Origin of the sequence: Lelliottia sp. AC1, assembly GCF_023278595.1 — a bacterium.
GTDB classification, from domain to species: Bacteria; Pseudomonadota; Gammaproteobacteria; order Enterobacterales; family Enterobacteriaceae; genus Enterobacter; species Enterobacter nimipressuralis.
In genome coordinates, this window is record NZ_CP025699.1 from 3115506 (window position 1) to 3133326 (window position 17821).

The 17821-nt window shown below is 56.7% G+C and carries 17 protein-coding genes; 7 read left to right on the plus strand and 10 right to left on the minus strand.

The annotated features are described in order from the left end of the window. Nucleotides 1–13 precede the first annotated feature (13 nt). The 5 genes from C0560_RS14765 to dapA all read right to left on the minus strand — a co-directional run bounded on the left by C0560_RS14765 (nt 14) and on the right by dapA (nt 5784). On the minus strand, nt 14–2041 hold the full coding sequence (locus tag C0560_RS14765; protein ID WP_248858869.1) for a tRNA(Met) cytidine acetyltransferase TmcA: 2028 nt from the start codon (nt 2039–2041) through the stop codon (nt 14–16). Beyond that, nucleotides 2041–2910, minus strand: coding sequence for a neutral zinc metallopeptidase (locus tag C0560_RS14770; protein ID WP_100779351.1), 870 nt, complete (start codon nt 2908–2910; stop codon nt 2041–2043). The genes C0560_RS14765 and C0560_RS14770 overlap by 1 nt, the downstream gene beginning before the upstream one ends. 120 nt (nt 2911–3030) lie before the next feature. After that, entirely contained in the window at nt 3031–3744 is a 714-nt protein-coding gene (gene purC / locus C0560_RS14775; RefSeq protein WP_095282862.1) for a phosphoribosylaminoimidazolesuccinocarboxamide synthase, read from the minus strand. A 110-nt stretch (nt 3745–3854) separates the two neighbouring features. Continuing rightward, entirely contained in the window at nt 3855–4889 is a 1035-nt protein-coding gene (bamC, locus tag C0560_RS14780; protein ID WP_100779350.1) for an outer membrane protein assembly factor BamC, read from the minus strand. Nucleotides 4890–4905: 16 nt separating this feature from the next. After that, the gene (gene dapA / locus C0560_RS14785) at nt 4906–5784 is read right to left on the minus strand and encodes a 4-hydroxy-tetrahydrodipicolinate synthase (protein WP_100779349.1); all 879 of its coding nucleotides are present in this window, start codon (nt 5782–5784) and stop codon (nt 4906–4908) included. A gap of 145 nt (nt 5785–5929) precedes the next feature. Between dapA and C0560_RS14790 the strand changes: the two genes are divergently transcribed. Next, nucleotides 5930–6490 (plus strand): glycine cleavage system transcriptional repressor, encoded by a 561-nt coding sequence (locus C0560_RS14790; RefSeq protein WP_100779348.1) that lies wholly within the window; start codon nt 5930–5932, stop codon nt 6488–6490. Further along, the gene (gene bcp / locus C0560_RS14795; protein ID WP_100779347.1) at nt 6490–6960 is read left to right on the plus strand and encodes a thioredoxin-dependent thiol peroxidase; all 471 of its coding nucleotides are present in this window, start codon (nt 6490–6492) and stop codon (nt 6958–6960) included. The genes C0560_RS14790 and bcp overlap by 1 nt, the downstream gene beginning before the upstream one ends. 38 nt (nt 6961–6998) lie before the next feature. On the opposite strand, the gene C0560_RS14800 is transcribed toward bcp, so the two are convergent. Continuing rightward, nucleotides 6999–8060: an AI-2E family transporter gene (locus C0560_RS14800; RefSeq protein WP_100779346.1), complete on the minus strand. Its 1062-nt coding sequence runs from the start codon at nt 8058–8060 to the stop codon at nt 6999–7001. Between the two features lie 221 nt (nt 8061–8281). On the opposite strand from C0560_RS14800, the gene bepA reads away from it, so the two are divergent. Further along, nucleotides 8282–9745, plus strand: coding sequence for a beta-barrel assembly-enhancing protease (gene bepA / locus C0560_RS14805; RefSeq protein ID WP_248858872.1), 1464 nt, complete (start codon nt 8282–8284; stop codon nt 9743–9745). A 12-nt stretch (nt 9746–9757) separates the two neighbouring features. Next, complete coding sequence (gene arsC / locus C0560_RS14810; RefSeq protein ID WP_107703142.1) at nt 9758–10117, plus strand: arsenate reductase (glutaredoxin); 360 nt, start codon at nt 9758–9760, stop codon at nt 10115–10117. On the opposite strand, the gene C0560_RS14815 is transcribed toward arsC, so the two are convergent. Further along, nucleotides 10114–10938, minus strand: coding sequence for an XRE family transcriptional regulator (locus C0560_RS14815; protein ID WP_181826645.1), 825 nt, complete (start codon nt 10936–10938; stop codon nt 10114–10116). The genes arsC and C0560_RS14815 overlap by 4 nt on opposite strands. Nucleotides 10939–11096: 158 nt before the next feature. Between C0560_RS14815 and celB the strand changes: the two genes are divergently transcribed. The 3 genes from celB to C0560_RS14830 are packed head-to-tail and all read left to right on the plus strand — an operon-like array spanning nt 11097 to nt 14803. After that, nucleotides 11097–12416 carry a PTS cellobiose transporter subunit IIC gene (celB, locus tag C0560_RS14820; RefSeq protein ID WP_248858875.1) on the plus strand — a complete coding sequence of 440 codons (1320 nt, stop codon included), beginning with the start codon at nt 11097–11099 and terminating at the stop codon, nt 12414–12416. A gap of 3 nt (nt 12417–12419) precedes the next feature. After that, entirely contained in the window at nt 12420–13379 is a 960-nt protein-coding gene (locus C0560_RS14825) for a N(4)-(beta-N-acetylglucosaminyl)-L-asparaginase (protein WP_194513942.1), read from the plus strand. Beyond that, a complete protein-coding gene (locus tag C0560_RS14830) occupies nt 13376–14803 on the plus strand; it encodes a M17 family metallopeptidase (RefSeq protein WP_248858878.1) in 1428 nt (475 codons plus the stop codon). Before C0560_RS14825 ends, C0560_RS14830 begins: the two co-directional genes overlap by 4 nt. Nucleotides 14804–14849: 46 nt before the next feature. On the opposite strand, the gene C0560_RS14835 is transcribed toward C0560_RS14830, so the two are convergent. From C0560_RS14835 to upp, 3 genes are all read right to left on the minus strand, one after another. Beyond that, nucleotides 14850–15551 carry a DnaA inactivator Hda gene (locus C0560_RS14835; protein WP_213015986.1) on the minus strand — a complete coding sequence of 234 codons (702 nt, stop codon included), beginning with the start codon at nt 15549–15551 and terminating at the stop codon, nt 14850–14852. A gap of 96 nt (nt 15552–15647) precedes the next feature. After that, nucleotides 15648–16937 (minus strand): uracil permease, encoded by a 1290-nt coding sequence (gene uraA / locus C0560_RS14840; RefSeq protein WP_248858881.1) that lies wholly within the window; start codon nt 16935–16937, stop codon nt 15648–15650. A gap of 87 nt (nt 16938–17024) precedes the next feature. Then, nucleotides 17025–17651 (minus strand): uracil phosphoribosyltransferase, encoded by a 627-nt coding sequence (gene upp / locus C0560_RS14845; protein ID WP_023308769.1) that lies wholly within the window; start codon nt 17649–17651, stop codon nt 17025–17027. Nucleotides 17652–17821: the final 170 nt, after the last annotated feature.

A 17821-nucleotide genomic window follows, 5' to 3' on the forward strand; every position in this document is an offset into this window, starting at 1 on the left:
TTCATTGAAGAAGTCATTGAAAAAATTGCCATTGCAAAACGTCACTTTTGAGCCGCTCGCAGCGGCAGCGATCAAGCGATTCAAGGGCCTGCGCGGCCTCCTGGCGCTGTCGTATGAGTAACGTCTTACGTCCGTGAAGTGCCAGCTCGGCGCACAGCTGCGCGTCCTCTTTGCCCTCTCCCAGCCTGCCGCGCAGGGCCTCCAGCGGTAAAGGTACCGCCAGCAACAGGCGCGTGAGCGCTGCTGCAGACGTCGAGAGAGGACGATGGGCAAAGGCGAAACCGCTTAACTCCAGCCAGTCATCATCATTAAGGGTAGTCTCCCAGCGATCGTCTACCGGGATCTTTTCGCCGTTCCAGCGTTCAATAATCCGCGCATCGCGGCACAGGCGCTGATGTTCCTGTGCGCACAGCGCCTGCCCCGCCTCGCTGATGGGCCGCAGCGCCATCGCCGTGAAGCAGCCGCTGCTGGCCTCGCGATGACTGCCCATACGCACCAGCACAAAGCCGCAGCGCTGCCAGAAGCGCCACAGCTCATCGGTATAGCCAAAGCTGACGGAGTGATAATCCTGCTGTCGGTGCGCACCTGCGCTGCCCGTCAGCGCCTGGCCGATGCCCTCGCGCTGACGCGCCGGATGGACCGCTACGCGGGTGACGCGCCGCCCGACAAGCGTCGCCGCCAGCGGTGATCCGCCGTGTGCTGCAAGAGATTGCGCCACCAGATTGCCGCGCGGACGTCGGTAGCCTGCCCACACGGCCTGGCTCAACGCTGGCGTTAACCCACCCTCGTCTACCAGCCATAGCGCCCCTGCCAGCGCTTTCCCGGCGCGGGCGACGGCAAAATGCTGGCCCGGCGCGTCCATCATCCGGCGCAAATCCAGGGGTGAGGTGCGGTAGTGCGCTGAGCACAAGAGCCGGTAGATATCAGCGGCAAGCTGCGGCTGGCTCTCCCAGGCGTTTTGTTCCAGGGAGATGATCTCGGGTGTGCCGCCGGGTATCGCGTCCACAACGTCGTCATCAAATAACAACGCATCCGCTATCACGCGCTCAAGGGGGCAGCCAGCCGCCCAGCGAATGGGGGCCGAGAGCGTGAAAGAGAGCAGGCCGCTAAAACGCGCGCAGAATTTGAGTAAAAAGCCGCGTCCCGTACCTTCGTAACCCTGCACGGTCGTCGTGAGTAATACACGCGGGAAACGCGACACCAGCTGTTCCAGCAGCGGCCCGGGAATGGCGGCGGCTTCATCAACCACCAGCCAGTCGGCCTGCTGGTCTGAGGCAAGCAACGCATCCGGTGCCATAAAGTGATAGTGATTTTCCGCGAAGCGGGCGATGACGTCTGTTGCCCCTTTCGCAGGCGCAGTGACGATAGCCCGCCCCGAAATGCGGCGTAACAGCATCCCTGCGAGCGCGGATTTCCCCCGCCCGCGCGGTGCCGTCACCACCGCTACGCCGGTTTCCATCTCAGTTAGTGCCGCCAGAATGTCAGCCTGTTCGCGCTGCGGCTCGCCGCTGGCAGGCTGCCAGTCGGGTGCCGAAGGCAAGGGGAAATCAGGTAAGGGCTGGTGTTCATGCCAGATCAGCGCATCGGGATCGGCGCTCACCACCCGACAAAAATGGTGAACAAAATGCGGCGTCGCGATGGGGGTTTCGCTGTCGCTCCAGCGAAGCGAATCACTGTCGGTTTGACCGGGCCAGACGGCGAAGGGAGGCGTAAGTAACACCAGCAGGCTGCCCGCGCGTAATGTGCCGCTCAGCGCCGCAAAGGCTGCGACATCAAAACCGCAACGGGCATCGAAAATCGCGTGACGATACTCGCGCCCGAGCAGATTTTTTAACGCCTGCCGCGCGCAGTGCGGCTCAATGGGCGCGTCGTTTCCGACCCACAGCCAGTCGCCGGAAAGCGCGTCGCGAAGCATCAATGCGTGTGTCTGCGACCACGTATCGCTACCGCTTAGCACCAGCAACCGGCGATGACCTTCCTGCTGTAGCTGTGCGGCCAGTTGTTCAAACCAGGAGACCGCCTCTTCCCTGCCGCGCGACATCACATGGCTTTACCAAAGGTATTGCACTGAGCCGGATCGCCACTCGCAAAACCACGTTTAAACCAGGTGTAGCGTTCTTCAGAAGTGCCGTGGGTGAAGCTGTCTGGCACCACGCGCCCCTGACTTTGCTGTTGCAGACGGTCGTCGCCGATAGCCTGTGCGGCGTTGAGCGCCTCTTCCAGATCGCCCGACTCCAGCACGCCCTGCTGCTGCATGCTATGGCCCCAGACGCCTGCGAAGCAGTCGGCCTGCAGTTCCATACGCACGGACAAGCGGTTGATTTCAGTCTGGGAGGCGTTTTGCTGCAGCTGACGCACTTTCGGTTCGATGCCGAGCAGTTTTTGTACGTGGTGACCGACTTCATGCGCAATCACGTAGCCCTGGGCAAAATCGCCGTCAGCGCCAAGTTTGCGTTTCATGTCGTCATAGAAGGAGAGATCGATATAGACGGTGCTGTCTGCCGGGCAATAGAACGGCCCCATTACAGACTGACCGGTGCCGCATCCCGTGCGCGTCGCGCCACGGTACATCACCAGTTTTGGCTGCTGGTAGGTGCGGCCCATTTTTTCAAACTGCTGGCTCCACGTATCTTCAGTGGTCGCCAGAATGACAGAGGTGAATTTTGCGGCTTCATCTTCGTTCGGACTGATGGAGCGCTGAGATTGCTGTTGTTGTGGAACCGGTTCTCCGGTCATTAAACCGGTCAAATCGACACCGTAGTAGCCCGCCACCAGCACGATAATCAGCAGAACAATGCCGCCTTTACCGCCGGGAAGTCGCATCCCGCCACCGCCCATCGACGGCCCCATGCCGCCACTGCTGCGCCTGTCTTCTACATTGTCACTTTCACGACGCCCTTGCCAGCGCATAACCACCTCGAAACTTTCTCAATATGAATAGAGTGATCGTAGGCGGTTAACGGACGGATTACCATAGGAAACAATGGTAACAAGCCAAAGGATGTTTCCACCCTTTGGCCCGTAAGGGAATTAATCGAGTTTAACGCCCAGACGATGCGCGACGGCTTCGTACGCTTCAATCAGGCCACCCAGGCTCTGACGGAAACGGTCTTTGTCCATTTTATCCAGGGTCTCTTTGTCCCACAGACGACTGCCGTCCGGGGAGAACTCATCACCCAGCACCACTTCACCTTTGTACAGACCGAACTCCAGTTTGAAGTCGACCAGGATCAGGCCCGCGTCATCAAACAGCTTTTTCAGCACGTCGTTGGCTTTGTAAGTCAGCTCCTGCATGCGCGCCAGGTTCTCTTTGCTCACCCAACCGAAGGTTTCGCAGTAGGATTCATTGACCATGGGATCGTGCATTTCGTCATTTTTCAGGAACAGGTCGAACAATGGCGGGTTCAGTTCGATGCCTTCTTCAATACCCAGACGTTTCACCAGGGAGCCTGCCGCGCGGTTACGCACCACACATTCGACCGGGACCATATCCAGTTTTTTCACCAGACACTCCGTATCGGACAGCAACGCTTCCATCTGAGTCGGGATACCGGCTTCGGCGAGTTTGCTCATAATGAAATGGTTGAACTTGTTGTTTACCATGCCCTTACGATCGAACTGCTCAATGCGTGCGCCATCCCCTGCTGACGTATCATTGCGGAACTCGAGCACCAACAGATCCGGGTTTTCGGTGCTGTATACGGTCTTCGCTTTGCCACGATACAACTCAGCTTGCTTCTGCATCTTCATTACTCCTGGTGTGATGATATGTACAAAAATCTCGGGATATTATGCCACGCACACGTTTGCGTAGCACGAAAATAAAAAGGGCTGGATTAACCAGCCCTGTTTTTTTATTTGCTGAATGCAGCCTGGAAGACTGCGACCAGCGCATCGTTTTGCGACTGAGTCAGCGTGTGACCTTTCGGATCGATGAACTGCAAGCTGCTGCGGTTATCGAGGTCACCGACCTGAATTTTGTAATCGCCGGACGCGAGGCCAGGATCGCTGGCACCCAGTTCCTGCCATGCGCTATCAGAAAGCGGTTTGTAAGTGGCCGTGATGCTGCCCGTTGAACGGGTGCTGTCAGTCACTTTCATACCGGCTTTTTCAAGCACGGCTGGCAGACGCTGCCAGGTTTGCTGGAACGGTGCACGCACTACCAGCATTGGCAGACCGGTGTCATCCGCTGCGCTCTGCACATCGAAGGTCACGCCATTGCGGCTCTGCGCGGAGTTCGCTGCATCGGTCGCGTTTTTATCGAGACCAGAAGCAATCACGTTCAGCATTTCAGTGCTGTAGCGCTGCAGCGAGGCCGCATCCGCCACTGGCTTGCCAGCCTGCTCAAGGTTCAGCAGTTTGACCGTGACGGCCTGCTGATAACCCTGCGGTTTGACAGAGACTTGATAACGACCACGGTACTGCTGATCTTCATCCAGACGGTTCCATTCGATCCAGTCGGTCGTCAGACTCTGACTGGCGTCGTCACGCTTATCAATCGCGTAGTTCTTCGACTGAATCACGCTGACCACCTGCGGCCACAGGGTGTTGCCACGACCGTTTTCGACCAGAAGCGTAGCCGTGTCACCCGTAAACTGGGTGCGGGCACCGCTCACCAGCGCCAGTGGCTGTGCCGGTGGACGAATGTCCAGCGCTTTGCCTACTGCACCACTGCTGTTAGTGACAGGAATGTTGTAATCGCCGTTTTGAATCGGCAGGATCATACCCGCTGGCGCATGAAGTTCAGCAAGCGGCGTTGCATCCAGATAGGATTCATCACCGCTCACCTGGCGCTTGTAGCGCGAGTCTGAACTACAGGCTGCGAGGAGCATAACAAGCGAAACACCCGCAACCTTCGCCAGGCGCGACTTCTGTACTGAGTAAGCCATCAAATCTCCCTAAACTCTACAGCAAACCGGCATGCTTCAGCGCCCCGGTGACCACTTCGCGACCGTGGTCGGTAATGGGGGTCATCGGCAGACGCAGCGTGTCGGTCGCTACAAGTCCCAACTCCTTACATGCCCATTTCACTGGGATCGGATTGGGTTCGACAAATAATTTTGTGTGCAGCGGCATCAGACGCTGGTTAATCAAGCGAGCTTCGTCGAAATGACCCGCCGCAGCCAGTTTGCACATTTCGGCCATATCGCGCGCGGCTACGTTAGACGTCACGGAAATCACGCCATGACCACCGAGCTGCATGAAGTCCAGCGCGGTCGCGTCATCACCACTGAGCAGGATAAAGTCGTCTGAAACCAGCTCTTTGATCTGGTGAACGCGGCTTAAGTTCCCGGTCGCCTCTTTAATTGCGATAATATTTTTAACTTTCGAGAGACGGCCTACGGTTTCCGGCAGCATATCGCAGCCAGTACGCGACGGCACATTATACAGAATTTGTGGCAAGTCAGTATGTTCAGCGATGGCTTTGAAATGCTGGAACAGACCTTCCTGCGTTGGGCGGTTGTAGTACGGGGTCACCGTCAGGCAGCCGACAATGCCGCTGTTGTTGAAACGCTGGGTCAGGCTGATGGCCTCGGCGGTTGCATTTGCACCCGTTCCGGCGATAACCGGGATACGCCCGTCAGCCAGTTCGACGGTCATCATCACCACATCGCCGTGTTCTTCATGGCTCAGGGTGGCAGATTCACCGGTAGTCCCTACGGAAACGATCGCCGACGTCCCGTTGGCGACATGGTAATCAATCAGTTTTTTCAGGCTTGACCGGCAGACATTACCTTTCTCATCCATCGGCGTAACAAGCGCAACAATACTTCCCGTGAACATGGGCCATCCTCTGTGCAAACAAGATTCTCAATGGTACGTTTGGAACTGTAATAAAAGCAAGCGACGTAAGGCGTCCAGGCTGTTGTATGCATGTTTTTTTTATGCTTTCCTTAGGATGACTTAACCACGCAAAGGAAGAACAGGTTTGACAACCTCATCACAACATTACCTGGTTATCACTGCGCTGGGTGCCGACAGAGCCGGTATTGTGAACACCATCACCCGCCACGTCAGCAGTTGCGGCTGTAATATCGAAGACAGCCGCCTTGCGATGCTGGGTGACGAGTTCACGTTTATCATGCTGTTGTCCGGGACATGGAACGCGATTACGCTCATTGAATCCACGTTGCCGCTGAAAGGCGCGGAGCTGGATTTGCTGATCGTGATGAAACGCACAACTGCGCGCCCGCGCCCGGCCATGCCGGCGACCGTCTGGGTGCAGGTTGAAGTCACCGATTCCCCGCATTTAATCGAACGTTTCACCGCACTGTTTGACAGCCACCAGATGAACATCGCTGAGCTTGTGTCCCGCACACAGCCCGGACCGCTGCCAAAATTATTTATTCAGATCACGGCACACAGCCCTGCCTCGCACGATGCGTCAAATATTGAGCAAGCGTTCAAAGCACTCTGTACAGAACTCAATGCACAAGGCAGTATAAACGTCGTCAATTATTCGCAGCACGAACAGGATGGAGTTGAGTAATGAATCCACTGAAAGCCGGTGACATCGCACCGAAATTTAGCCTGCCCGATCAAGACGGCGAGCAAGTAAATTTGACCGACTTCCAGGGACAGCGTGTTCTGGTCTATTTCTACCCGAAAGCCATGACGCCAGGGTGTACCGTACAGGCGTGCGGTTTACGCGATAACATGGATGATTTGAAAAAGGCCGGCGTAGACGTGCTGGGAATCAGCACCGACAAGTCAGAAAAACTGTCACGCTTCGCTGAAAAAGAGCTGCTGAACTTTACGCTGCTCTCCGATGAAGACCATCAGGTTTGCGAGCAATTTGGCGTCTGGGGTGAGAAGACCTTTATGGGCAAAACCTACGACGGCATTCATCGCATCAGCTTCCTGATTGATGCCGATGGCAAAGTTGAACATGTGTTTGATGATTTCAAAACCAGCAACCACCACGACGTGGTGCTCGACTGGCTGAAAGCGAACGCCTGATTAAACGAAAAATCCCGGTTCAATGAACCGGGATTTTTTTATTCTTCCACCGCAGGCACATCCGGCCACGCATGCACGACCGCTTTAATCAGCGTCGCCAGAGGGATGGCAAAGAACACCCCCCAGAAGCCCCACAGCCCCCCAAAAATCACCACCGACAGGATGATCACCAGCGGGTGCAAATTCACCGCCTCCGAGAACAACACCGGTACCAGCAGGTTGCCGTCCAGCCCCTGAATAATCAGGTAGACTGCGAAACAGCTCCAGAATTCTGTACCCAGACCAAACTGGAACAGGGCCACGCCGACCACCGGAATCGTCACCACGAATGCGCCGATATACGGGATCAGCACCGAGAAGCCCACCAGCACCGCCAGCAGCAGCGAATAATTCAGACCAAAGATCACAAACCCAATCCAGGTTGCGACGCCGACTACAATCATCTCCAGCACTTTGCCGCGGATGTAGTTGGTGATCTGCTGGTTCATCTCTTTCCACACCTGCCCCGCCAGCCCGCGATTGCGCGGCAAAATACGGCGCACGGCGTTGAGCATCTGCTCTTTGTCCTTCACGAGGAAGAAGACCATCAGCGGCACCAGCACCAGATAGACCGCCAGCGTTAGCAGGCCCACCAGCGAGGCGAGGGAATATTTCACCACCGAATCGCCCATCGTCATGATGCGGGCGCGCATATTTTCCGCCATCGCATCAATAATGCCCGCATCCATCAGCGCCGGATAACGGCGTGGCAGCGTGGCGGCAAAATCGGAAAGTTTATTGAGCATCCCCGGCATATCGCGGATCAGGTAGATCCCCTGCTGCCAGGCAACCGGCATCACCACAAACGACATCAGCAACAGAATGCCGACGAACAGGATCAGCACAATGCTGGTTGCCCAGCGGCGGGAGCAGCCGATTTTTTCAAGGCGCACTGTCGGCCATTCGAGAAGATAGGCCAGTACCAGGGCAACGAGCAGCGGCGCCAGCAGCCCGCTGAAGAAGAACAAAATACCGAACCCGGCGACCAGAATAACCAGCAAAGCAATAGCTTCGGGGTCGCTGAAACGGCGCCGATACCACTGCATTAACATTTCGAGCATACAACCCTTCCCTGAATCTGATGGCTGGAGCGAGAGGCGAATTGTATCTAACTGTCACACAAAAGACTTTCCATTTTTGACGCTGCGTCACGAAACGCAAAAGGCGGGCGTTTGGGATTTTCTTCAGGCCGTAACACGGCTACACTCGCAGAGCAGCAGAAGGTGAACGATATGCACGTTCTTCGGTCAAATGGGTACATCCAAAATACAGGGCAGAGGTTATGTTCAGGCAGTTGAAAAAAACTCTGGTTGCAACGCTTATTGCCGCGCTGACTGTCGGTAAAATGGTGCCAGCTTTCGCTGACACGTCCGATACATTGCCGGATATGGGTACCTCAGCAGGAAGCACGCTCTCCATCGGACAAGAAATGCAGATGGGTGATTACTACGTGCGTCAGCTTCGCGGCAGCGCGCCGCTGATTAATGACCCGCTGCTGGTGCAATATATCAACGGCCTCGGCATGCGCCTTGTGGCCCACGCCGACTCCGTCAAAACCCCCTTCCACTTCTATTTAATTAATAACGACGAAATCAACGCCTTCGCCTTCTTCGGCGGTAACGTGGTGCTGCATTCGGCGTTATTCCGTTATTCCGACAACGAAAGCCAGCTCGCCTCGGTAATGGCGCACGAAATCTCCCACGTCACTCAGCGCCATCTGGCGCGTGCCATGGAAGATCAGAAAAAAAATGCACCGCTGACCTGGGTCGGCGCGTTAGGTTCGATCCTGCTGGCGATGGCCAGCCCGCAGGCCGGCATGGCCGCCCTGACCGGGACGCTCGCCGGGACGCGTCAGGGGATGATCAGCTTTACCCAGCAGAACGAACAGGAAGCAGATCGCATCGGCATTCAGGTGCTCCAGCGCTCTGGTTTTGATCCGCAGGCGATGCCGACCTTCCTCGAAAAATTGCTCGATCAGGCGCGCTACTCCACTCGCCCACCGGAAATTCTGCTGACCCACCCCCTGCCAGAAAGCCGTCTTTCAGACGCGCGTAACCGTGCCAATCAGATGCGTCCGGTCGTCGTTCAGTCGTCGCAGGATTTCTACATGGCGAAGGTCAGAACCCTCGGCATGTATAATTCTGGCCGCAACCAGCTGACGAGCGACCTGCTCGATACGCTGACGAAAGGCAACGTGCGTGAGCAGAATGCAGCCCAGTACGGTCGTGCCCTGCAGGCGATGGAGGCCAGCAAATACGATGAGGCGCGCAAAGCGCTCCAGCCGCTGCTTGCGGCCGATCCTAACAATGCGTGGTATCTGGATCTCTCAACCGACATCGATTTGGGCCAGAAGAAAACCGCCGATGCGATTAATCGCCTGAAAAACGCCAAAGATTTGCGCACCAATCCGGTGTTGCAGCTCAACCTGGCGAATGCTTACTTACAGGGCGGTCAGCCGAAAGAGGCGGCAACGATTCTGAATCGCTATACCTTTGACCATAAAGACGATCAAAACGGCTGGGATTTACTGGCGCAAACCGAAGGACAGCTTGGTAACCGCGACCAGGAGTTAGCCGCGCGCGCCGAGGGCTTTGCCCTGGTTGGGCGCCTGGACCAGTCGATTTCCCTGTTAAGCAGCGCCAGTTCTCAGGTCAAACTGGGCAGTCTGCAGCAGGCGCGCTACGACGCCCGAATCGATCAGCTGCGCGCGCTGCAGCAACGGTTCAAGCCGTACGAAAAGATGTAATAAGGAGAAGTCATGTCAGACAAGGTTAAAATTTATCACAACCCTCGCTGCTCCAAGAGTCGCGACACCCTGAGCCTGCTGAAAGCGAACGGCATTGATCCCGACGTGGTGCTCTATCTGGAGACGCCGCCGGACGCCGCCACTCTTCGCCAGCTTCTGAGCATGCTGGGCATGGCGAGCGCACGTGAGCTGATGCGCCGGAAAGAAGATCTCTATAAATCCTTAAACCTGGACGATAGCCACCTCACGGAAGATGCGCTGATTCAGGCGATGGTTGAAAATCCAAAGCTGATTGAGCGCCCGATTGTGGTCGCTAACGGTGAAGCGCGCATTGGCCGCCCACCGGAAGATGTGCTCGAAATCCTCAACTAAAGGGTGCGCCGCAGCGCTTCAAGAAAGGCCTGCGGCGTACTGTCCCCCAGTTTCTTCTGCGCTTTGCCCTGATTATAGAATTCACAGATTCGCATCAATAACTCTCCTGCCGGTTCCTCATTCACCCGGGGAATGATTTCACCCAGCGGGATCGCCACCTGTACGGCGCTGTGCTGTGCCGGGCTGTGTTTTATCACTATCCCCTCCAGGCTCAACGATGTGGCGAAGCCAAAAGTCTCAACAGATTGAATATCAGCCGGACAGGCTTCCAGCAGCTCTCTTGCCCAGTTTGCCACCAGCTGCGGTGAAATCCCCGCATAAAGCCTGGCAAAACACCAGCCGCTGACCGGCTCCCGCGCCCACAGCAGATGCTGTTCCCCGCCGTCGTCCATATGCAATGAGAGCGGCAGATGGTGCAGTTCAAGCCGCTGCGGTAGGTGACCGGCTTTCAGCGCTTTTTTGCCCTGCAGTGGCGCGCCCTGACGTGAGGATGCAGCAGGTTTCAGATAGCGGTTCAGCGTCGCTCGCGAAACGCTAATCCCCAGCCCTTCATTCACCAGCAGCAACAGTTCGTCCAGCGGCGCACCGGTGGCGTCACGCAGGGCGTTAATCAATGAAACTTGCTCTTGTCTCATTGCTTTGTGTATCACCTTTGGCGTCGTGTGGTTGTCGGATATCTGCTCACGCTTGCGCCAGCGCCGGACGGTGGTGACTGAAATTCCCAGCTCCAGGGCCAGCTCCCTGTCGCTCTTATCCGACTGCTGAAGATAGCGACGGGTGCGCGGTGTCGTGGTGGCATTGGCGTGCAGTTTGATTTCCATCGCGAGGCCTCAGTCAAATTTCTTACAACCAATCTTGTGAGATTTATGTTAATAAAGCGATTACATTGTGACCTGATTCACCTTTCGGTCGCAACGCTTCACTGATAATCCTCAGACATAACATAAACAACGTCACGCGATCTTGTACGGAGTTCACAATGAACAATGTTCTGGGATTTATGGAAGCAAAACTGATGCCGCTGGCAGCCAAAACGGCTCAGCAGCGTCATCTGGGTGCCATTCGTGGTGCATACGTTTCATTCATGCCGTTTATTATCGTCGGCTCGATCCTGCTGGTTATCTCCTCGTTCCCGAATCAAACCTATCAGCAGTTTATGTCGTCGGCCTTTGGCGAAAGCTGGAGCGCTATTATCGAGATCCCGTTTAACGCTGTTTTCTCGACGATGTCTCTGTTTATCAGCTTCCTGGTCGCCTTCCGTCTGGCGGAGCACTACGACGAAGACCGCATCTCGTGTGGGATCCTGGCGCTGGTCAGTTTCCTGATCCTCACGCCGTTTATCAAAGTAGCGGAAAACGGCGGAATTACCGTGATACCGGTGGAGTGGATTGGCAGTAAAGGGCTGTTCGTGGCGATGATTGGCTCGCTGTTATGGACGGAGCTGTTCTGCTGGCTGAAGCGTAAAAATCTGGTGATTAAAATGCCGGAGGGCGTTCCGCCTGCAGTGCAGGAGTCGTTCGCCGCGCTGATCCCCGCCCTGGTGGTGATGATTCTGGTGCTGATAATCCGCATTGCGTTTGAAAACACGCACTATCAGACCATCCATCAGTTCATCTATGACGTGGTCGCAACGCCGGTGCGTCACTACGGCACCTCCTATTTCGGCGCGCTGATGACGGTGTTCAGTATCACCATTTTGTGGTCAGTGGGCATTAACTCCGGTTCGATGATTAACGGCATTATCCGTCCGCTGTGGATGGAGAATCAGACCGACAATATCGCCGCAATTCAGGCGGGCGTGACGCCGCCGCACATTATTACCGAGCAGTTTTTCGACATGATCTGGATGGGCGGCGCGGGTGCCACGCTGTCGCTGGTCATCGCGATGCTGATTTTTGCCCGCAGTAAAAATATGCGGGAAGTGGCGCGGCTCGGCGCGGGCGCATCGGTGTTCAACATCAACGAACCGATTCTGTTCGGACTGCCGGTGATCATGAACCCGATCATGCTGATTCCCTTCAACCTGGTGCCGCTGGTGTTAGTCACCGTGCAGTACGCGGCCATGAAAATCGGCGCGGTCGCCGTGACCACCGGGGTGTTTATTCCCTGGACGTTGCCGCCGGTCATCAGCGGCTTTATCGTCACCGGGCATCTCAGCGGCAGCGTGATGCAGCTGCTCAACCTGCTGATCGGCGCGATGCTCTATCTGCCGTTTATGCGCATTCTGGACAAACAGTACCGCGCTGCGGAAATCGCTACCGCGACGCCAACCGAAACCACGCTGGCAAAACAGGAGTAAACCATGTGGGGAATTATCGCAACCTGGCGAATGGCGCTGGAAGGTGTGACGGAGTCTGCGTCTGCGCTGGCTGCGGGGAAGCCTGTCGCATCGGCAGTCGTGGATGCCGTTGCCGCCGTTGAAGACTTTCCGTATTACAAGTCCGTCGGCTACGGCGGGCTGCCCACGGAGAATGGCGAAGTGGAACTCGACGCCGCCTATATGGACGGCGACACGCTGGCCTTTGGCGCAGTGGGTAATCTGGTGGATATTGCCAACCCGGTGCGGGTGGCTCAGGCCTTGAGCCGTCAGCGCTATAACAGCCTGCTGGTCGGCCAGGGAGCGCGCGAGTGGGCGTTAAGCCAGGGCTTTACTGACAAAACCATGCTCACCGACCGGGCAATGCAGCACTATCGCAAGCGCTGTCGTGAAACGCTGGATAAGGGGCTCAGCCCGTACGACGGTCACGATACTGTCGGCATTATCGGGCTGGATAAGCAAGGCTCCATGAGTGTCGCGACCTCCACCAGCGGCCTGTTTATGAAAAAACGCGGGCGCATCGGGGATTCGCCGATTATCGGTTCCGGTTTTTATTGCGACAGCGAAACGGGGGCCGCCACCGCCACGGGCGTGGGCGAGGATCTGATGAAAGGCTGCACCAGCTACGAAATCGTGCGCCGCATGGCGCAGGGCATGACGCCCCAGCAGGCGGCAGATTCCGTCGTCTTTGAACTCGAAGACAAGCTAATGTCACGCTTTGGCCGCGTGGGCGATCTTTCCGTGGTGTGTATGAATAACCGAGGCGAATTTGGCGCGGCGACCAACATCAAAACCTTCTCCTTTGTGGTCGCCACCGCCCGGCAGCCCCTGACCGTTTTTCGCACCGAACGCCTGCGTGAGAAAACCCACTATCAGGCCGTGGATGACGACTGGATGCAGGCCTATGCCACCCGCATTCGCGCGCCGATTGAGGAACAACCATGATTACCTGCCAGCTGATTACCTCCCTTGCCGAAGCCCGCCCACACAGCCATCTTCTGGCGCGCCACGCCTGTGCGCAGCTGCCGGAGACGGCGCTGATCAATGAGATGCGTGCACAGACAGGCGTAGCAGACACACGCTTCGGCTGTGCCCCTTTTGCCCGTATCACTCTGCTGCCAGAAGCGCTGTGGCAGGATTCCCTGACCGACGGTTTAGTGGCTGCGCTACGCCCGCTTTTTGCCGCGCCCGTCAGCGAAAGCCTGGTGATTGATCTCTGCGATATTCACGACACCGTTCTGGGCCAGTTGCTGCGTTTCCTGTTCAATCAGGCGCATAACCTCAGCGATTTGCAGCTCAAGAAAACGGACGGTTCCGCCGTGCGGATTCGCCACATTGCCGCCCTGTGCCTGCCCGAGCAACGAGAGCGGTTAGCCAGCATCATCGAACAACAGCAGGCGGTTGCCAACGGGATGATGGCTGCACGGCGTCTGGCAGACACGCCATCCGACCGCTGCACGCCACAGTACGTGGTCGACGAGGCGCAGACCCTGTGTGCCGCCTTCCCTGCCCTGCGCTGCGAGGTGCTTGATGAACAACAGATCGTCGGGCAAGGTCTTGGGCTGCTCCATGCCGTAGGAAAAGGCGCCACCTGCCCGCCACGCCTGCTGGCGATTCATTACGACGGCATCAGCGACGGTCCGGTTCGCTGCTATGTGGGCAAAGGCATTACCTTTGACACGGGCGGTCTGTGGCTGAAGGAAGGCGCGGGCATGTACACCATGAAGTACGACATGTGCGGCGCGGCCAACGTGCTGGGCCTGATGCTGACGGTGGCGGAGCTGAACCTGCCCGTGCGGATCATGGGCGTGCTGGCGCTGGCGGAAAACGCCATCGGCCCGGACGCAATGCAGCCGGGGACGGTAGCGCGGGCCTGTAACGGCCTGACGGTGGAGATCAATAATACCGACGCCGAAGGACGACTGGTACTGGCCGACGCTATCGCCTGGGCAAGTCAGCGCCATCCGCAGGCGCACTACATTATCGATATGGCGACGCTGACGGGTGCGGTTGTGAAAGCGCTGGGGTATGAGCTGAGCGGATTGATGACGCAAAACGAAACGCTGCGGGAGCAGCTGACCCGCGCCGGGATCAGCAGCGGCGATGAGGTGTGGTCTCTGCCGCTGGATGCGCGGCTGAAAAAACAGACCGAAAGCACGATTGCCGATCTGTGCAATACGCCGACTAATAACGCGGCGATCAGTGCGTCAGCCGCATGGTTATTACACCATTTTTGCCCGCCAACGATTCCGTGGGCGCATCTGGATATCAGCGGAACGGCGTTATGGCGTGAAGGCGGAAGAAGCGTGGCGTCGGGAAGACCGATTCCGTTATTGGTGGAGCATTTATTAGCAGAGATAGAACTGTAAGCCCGTACAGGCGACGCGCCGCCGGGCCAGCAGGCCTGGTGGCGAATTAGAGTTTCAGCGTCTCTTTCACAAACGGAATGGTCAGTTTGCGCTGGGCCGTTATGGAGGCGTGATCGAGCTGATCCAGCGTATCAAACAGAGTGCGCATTTCCCGATCCAGCCGCTTTAGCAGGAAACGCCCCACGTCTTCCGGCAGCTCAAACCCACGTAGCCGCGAGCGTAACTGTAGCGCCTGAAGTTTGTCTTCATCAGACAAGGGTTGCAGCTTGTAGATTTGTCCCCAGTCGAGACGAGACGCCAGATCCGGCAATCCCAGATTCAGCTGGCGAGGAGGACGATCGCCGGTGATCAGCAACCGGGTTTTCCCCGATTCCAGAATGCGGTTGTAGAGATTAAACATCGCCATTTCCCACGGCTCATCTCCGGCAATGCATTCAATATTGTCGATGCAAACCAGTGAAAGATGTTCCATACCGTCGAGCACTTCCGGGACAAACCAGGTGCGTTTATCCAGCGGCACGTAGCCTACCGCGTCACCGCGCTGGGAAAGCTCCGCACAGGCGGCGTGCAGCAGATGGCTGCGTCCCGCGCCTTCGCGTGACCAGATATAAATGTATCCGCTGTGCTCCTGGCGCAACACGTTTTGCAGTGCAGCCAGTAAAGAGGGGTTATCGCCCGGCCAGAAACTCGCGAAAGTTTCGTCGTCAGGAAGATAAAGTGGCAGAGAGAGCTGTGCCGGTCCGTTCAGAAATACCTCGATCAAGGTCTCACATAAAATCGGGAGGGAGTTTATCACGGAACCTGCAATGAGAGAACCGGGCGGATCGCCCGCCCGGTTTAACGATCAATGAGACGCTTTTTCGCTGTCAGCGACGTCGAGAACTTCTTCTTCCGGGCGCAGCACAGAGATCAGTTTGAAGATCAGGCTCAGGCCTACGCCGACGATGGTGGCCAGCGCCATGCCTTTCAGCTCAGCGGCACCGATGTGCACTTTCGCGCCGCTCACGCCGATAATCAGGATCACCGAGGTCAGGATCAGGTTCTGCGTTTTGTTGTAATCCACTTTGGATTCAATCAGCACGCGAATACCGGATGCGCCGATCACGCCGTAGAGCAGCAGTGAGACACCGCCGATGACCGGGACCGGGATAATCTGGATCGCCGCCGCCAGTTTTCCGACGCAGGAGAGCAGAATCGCAAAGATCGCCGCCCCGCCGATCACCCAGGTGCTGTAGACGCGTGTGATCGCCATTACGCCGATGTTCTCGCCGTAAGTGGTGTTTGGCGTGGAGCCGAAGAAGCCGGAAATCATGGTCGACAGGCCGTTAGCAAACATCGAACGGTGCAGACCGGGGTCGCGGATCAGATCTTTTTTGACGATATTCGCCGTCACCACCAGGTGACCAACGTGTTCGGCAATCACCACCAGCGCCGCTGGCAAAATGGTGAAGATCGCAAACCACTCAAAGCGCGGCGTGTAGAAGGTTGGCAGTGCAAACCAATGCGCCTGGGCAATCGGAGTGGTGTCCACTACTCCCATCGCAAAGGAGAGCGCATAGCCCGCCAGCACCCCGATCAGAATCGGGATAATCGCCAGGAAACCACGGAACAGCACCGAGCCGAACACCGTCACGCCCAAGGTCACCAGCGAAATAATAATGGTTTTAGACTCAGGCGATTGTCCGTCCGCAGGCAGCAGCCCGGCCATATTGGCCGCCACGCCCGCCAGCTCCAGACCGATGACGGCAACGATTGCGCCCATCGCCGCAGGCGGGAACATCACATCCAGCCAGCCTGTCCCGGCTTTCTTCACAATGAAGGCCACCAGGCAGAACAGCGCACCGCACATGATAAAGCCGCCCAGCGCCACTTCGTAGCCTAATGGCAGCAGCAACAGGACCGGGGAGATAAACGCAAAGCTGGAACCCAGATACGCCGGGATTTTGCCTTTACAGATGAAAAGGTAAAGCAGCGTGCCGACACCGTTGAACAGCAGCACGGTAGCCGGGTTAATGTGAAACAGGATTGGCACCAGCACGGTCGCACCAAACATGGCAAACAGATGCTGCAAACTAAGCGGGATCGTCTGCAAAAGCGGCGGTCTTTCACTCACCCCGATAGTACGGCGCGTCATAGTGTTTTCCTCTAAGTATTGTGAGTTGTTTGTGTTTTATTCAAAAAAAAGCCGACTATCAAAGTCGGCTTCTTTTTCGTTATTCGATTATTTCGTACCAAAAATCTTATCGCCGGCATCGCCCAGCCCCGGGATGATGTACCCGTGCTCGTTCAGCCCCTGGTCGATGGATGCGGTATACAGCTCTACGTCCGGATGCGCTTTTTCCAGCGCCGCGATACCTTCTGGTGCCGCAACCAGCACCAGCACTTTAATGCTGTTGCAGCCGGCGTTTTTCAGCAGGTCGATAGTGGCGATCATCGAGCCGCCGGTGGCGAGCATCGGGTCAACGACCAGCGCCATACGCTCGTCGATATTGGAAACCAGCTTCTGGAAATACGGAACCGGCTCGAGAGTCTCTTCATTACGGTAGATACCGACAACGCTGATGCGCGCGCTCGGTACGTGCTCCAGCACGCCTTCCATCATGCCCAGACCTGCGCGCAGGATTGGCACCACGGTAATTTTTTTGCCTTTGATCTGCTCAACCTGGACCGGGCCGTTCCAGCCTTCGATGGTCACTTTTTCAGTTTCCAGGTCAGACGTTGCTTCGTAAGTCAGTAAGCTTCCAACTTCAGAGGCCAGTTCGCGAAAACGCTTCGTGCTGATGTCATGCTCACGCATCAGGCCCAGCTTGTGTTTAACGAGTGGGTGTTTCACTTCCACAATCTTCATTCTCATTCTCCTCTGAGGTGGCTACCGCAAAAAAAATCGCCGGATTATACCGCTTTTTTCCAGGTTCGCCATACCCATCTTGCTTGACGTTGATCAATCAAAGTGGATTAGGGAGCGTTAGAGAGTATAAAACAGGAAAAAAAAGCCGGAGGGGACTCCGGCTTTTTCGG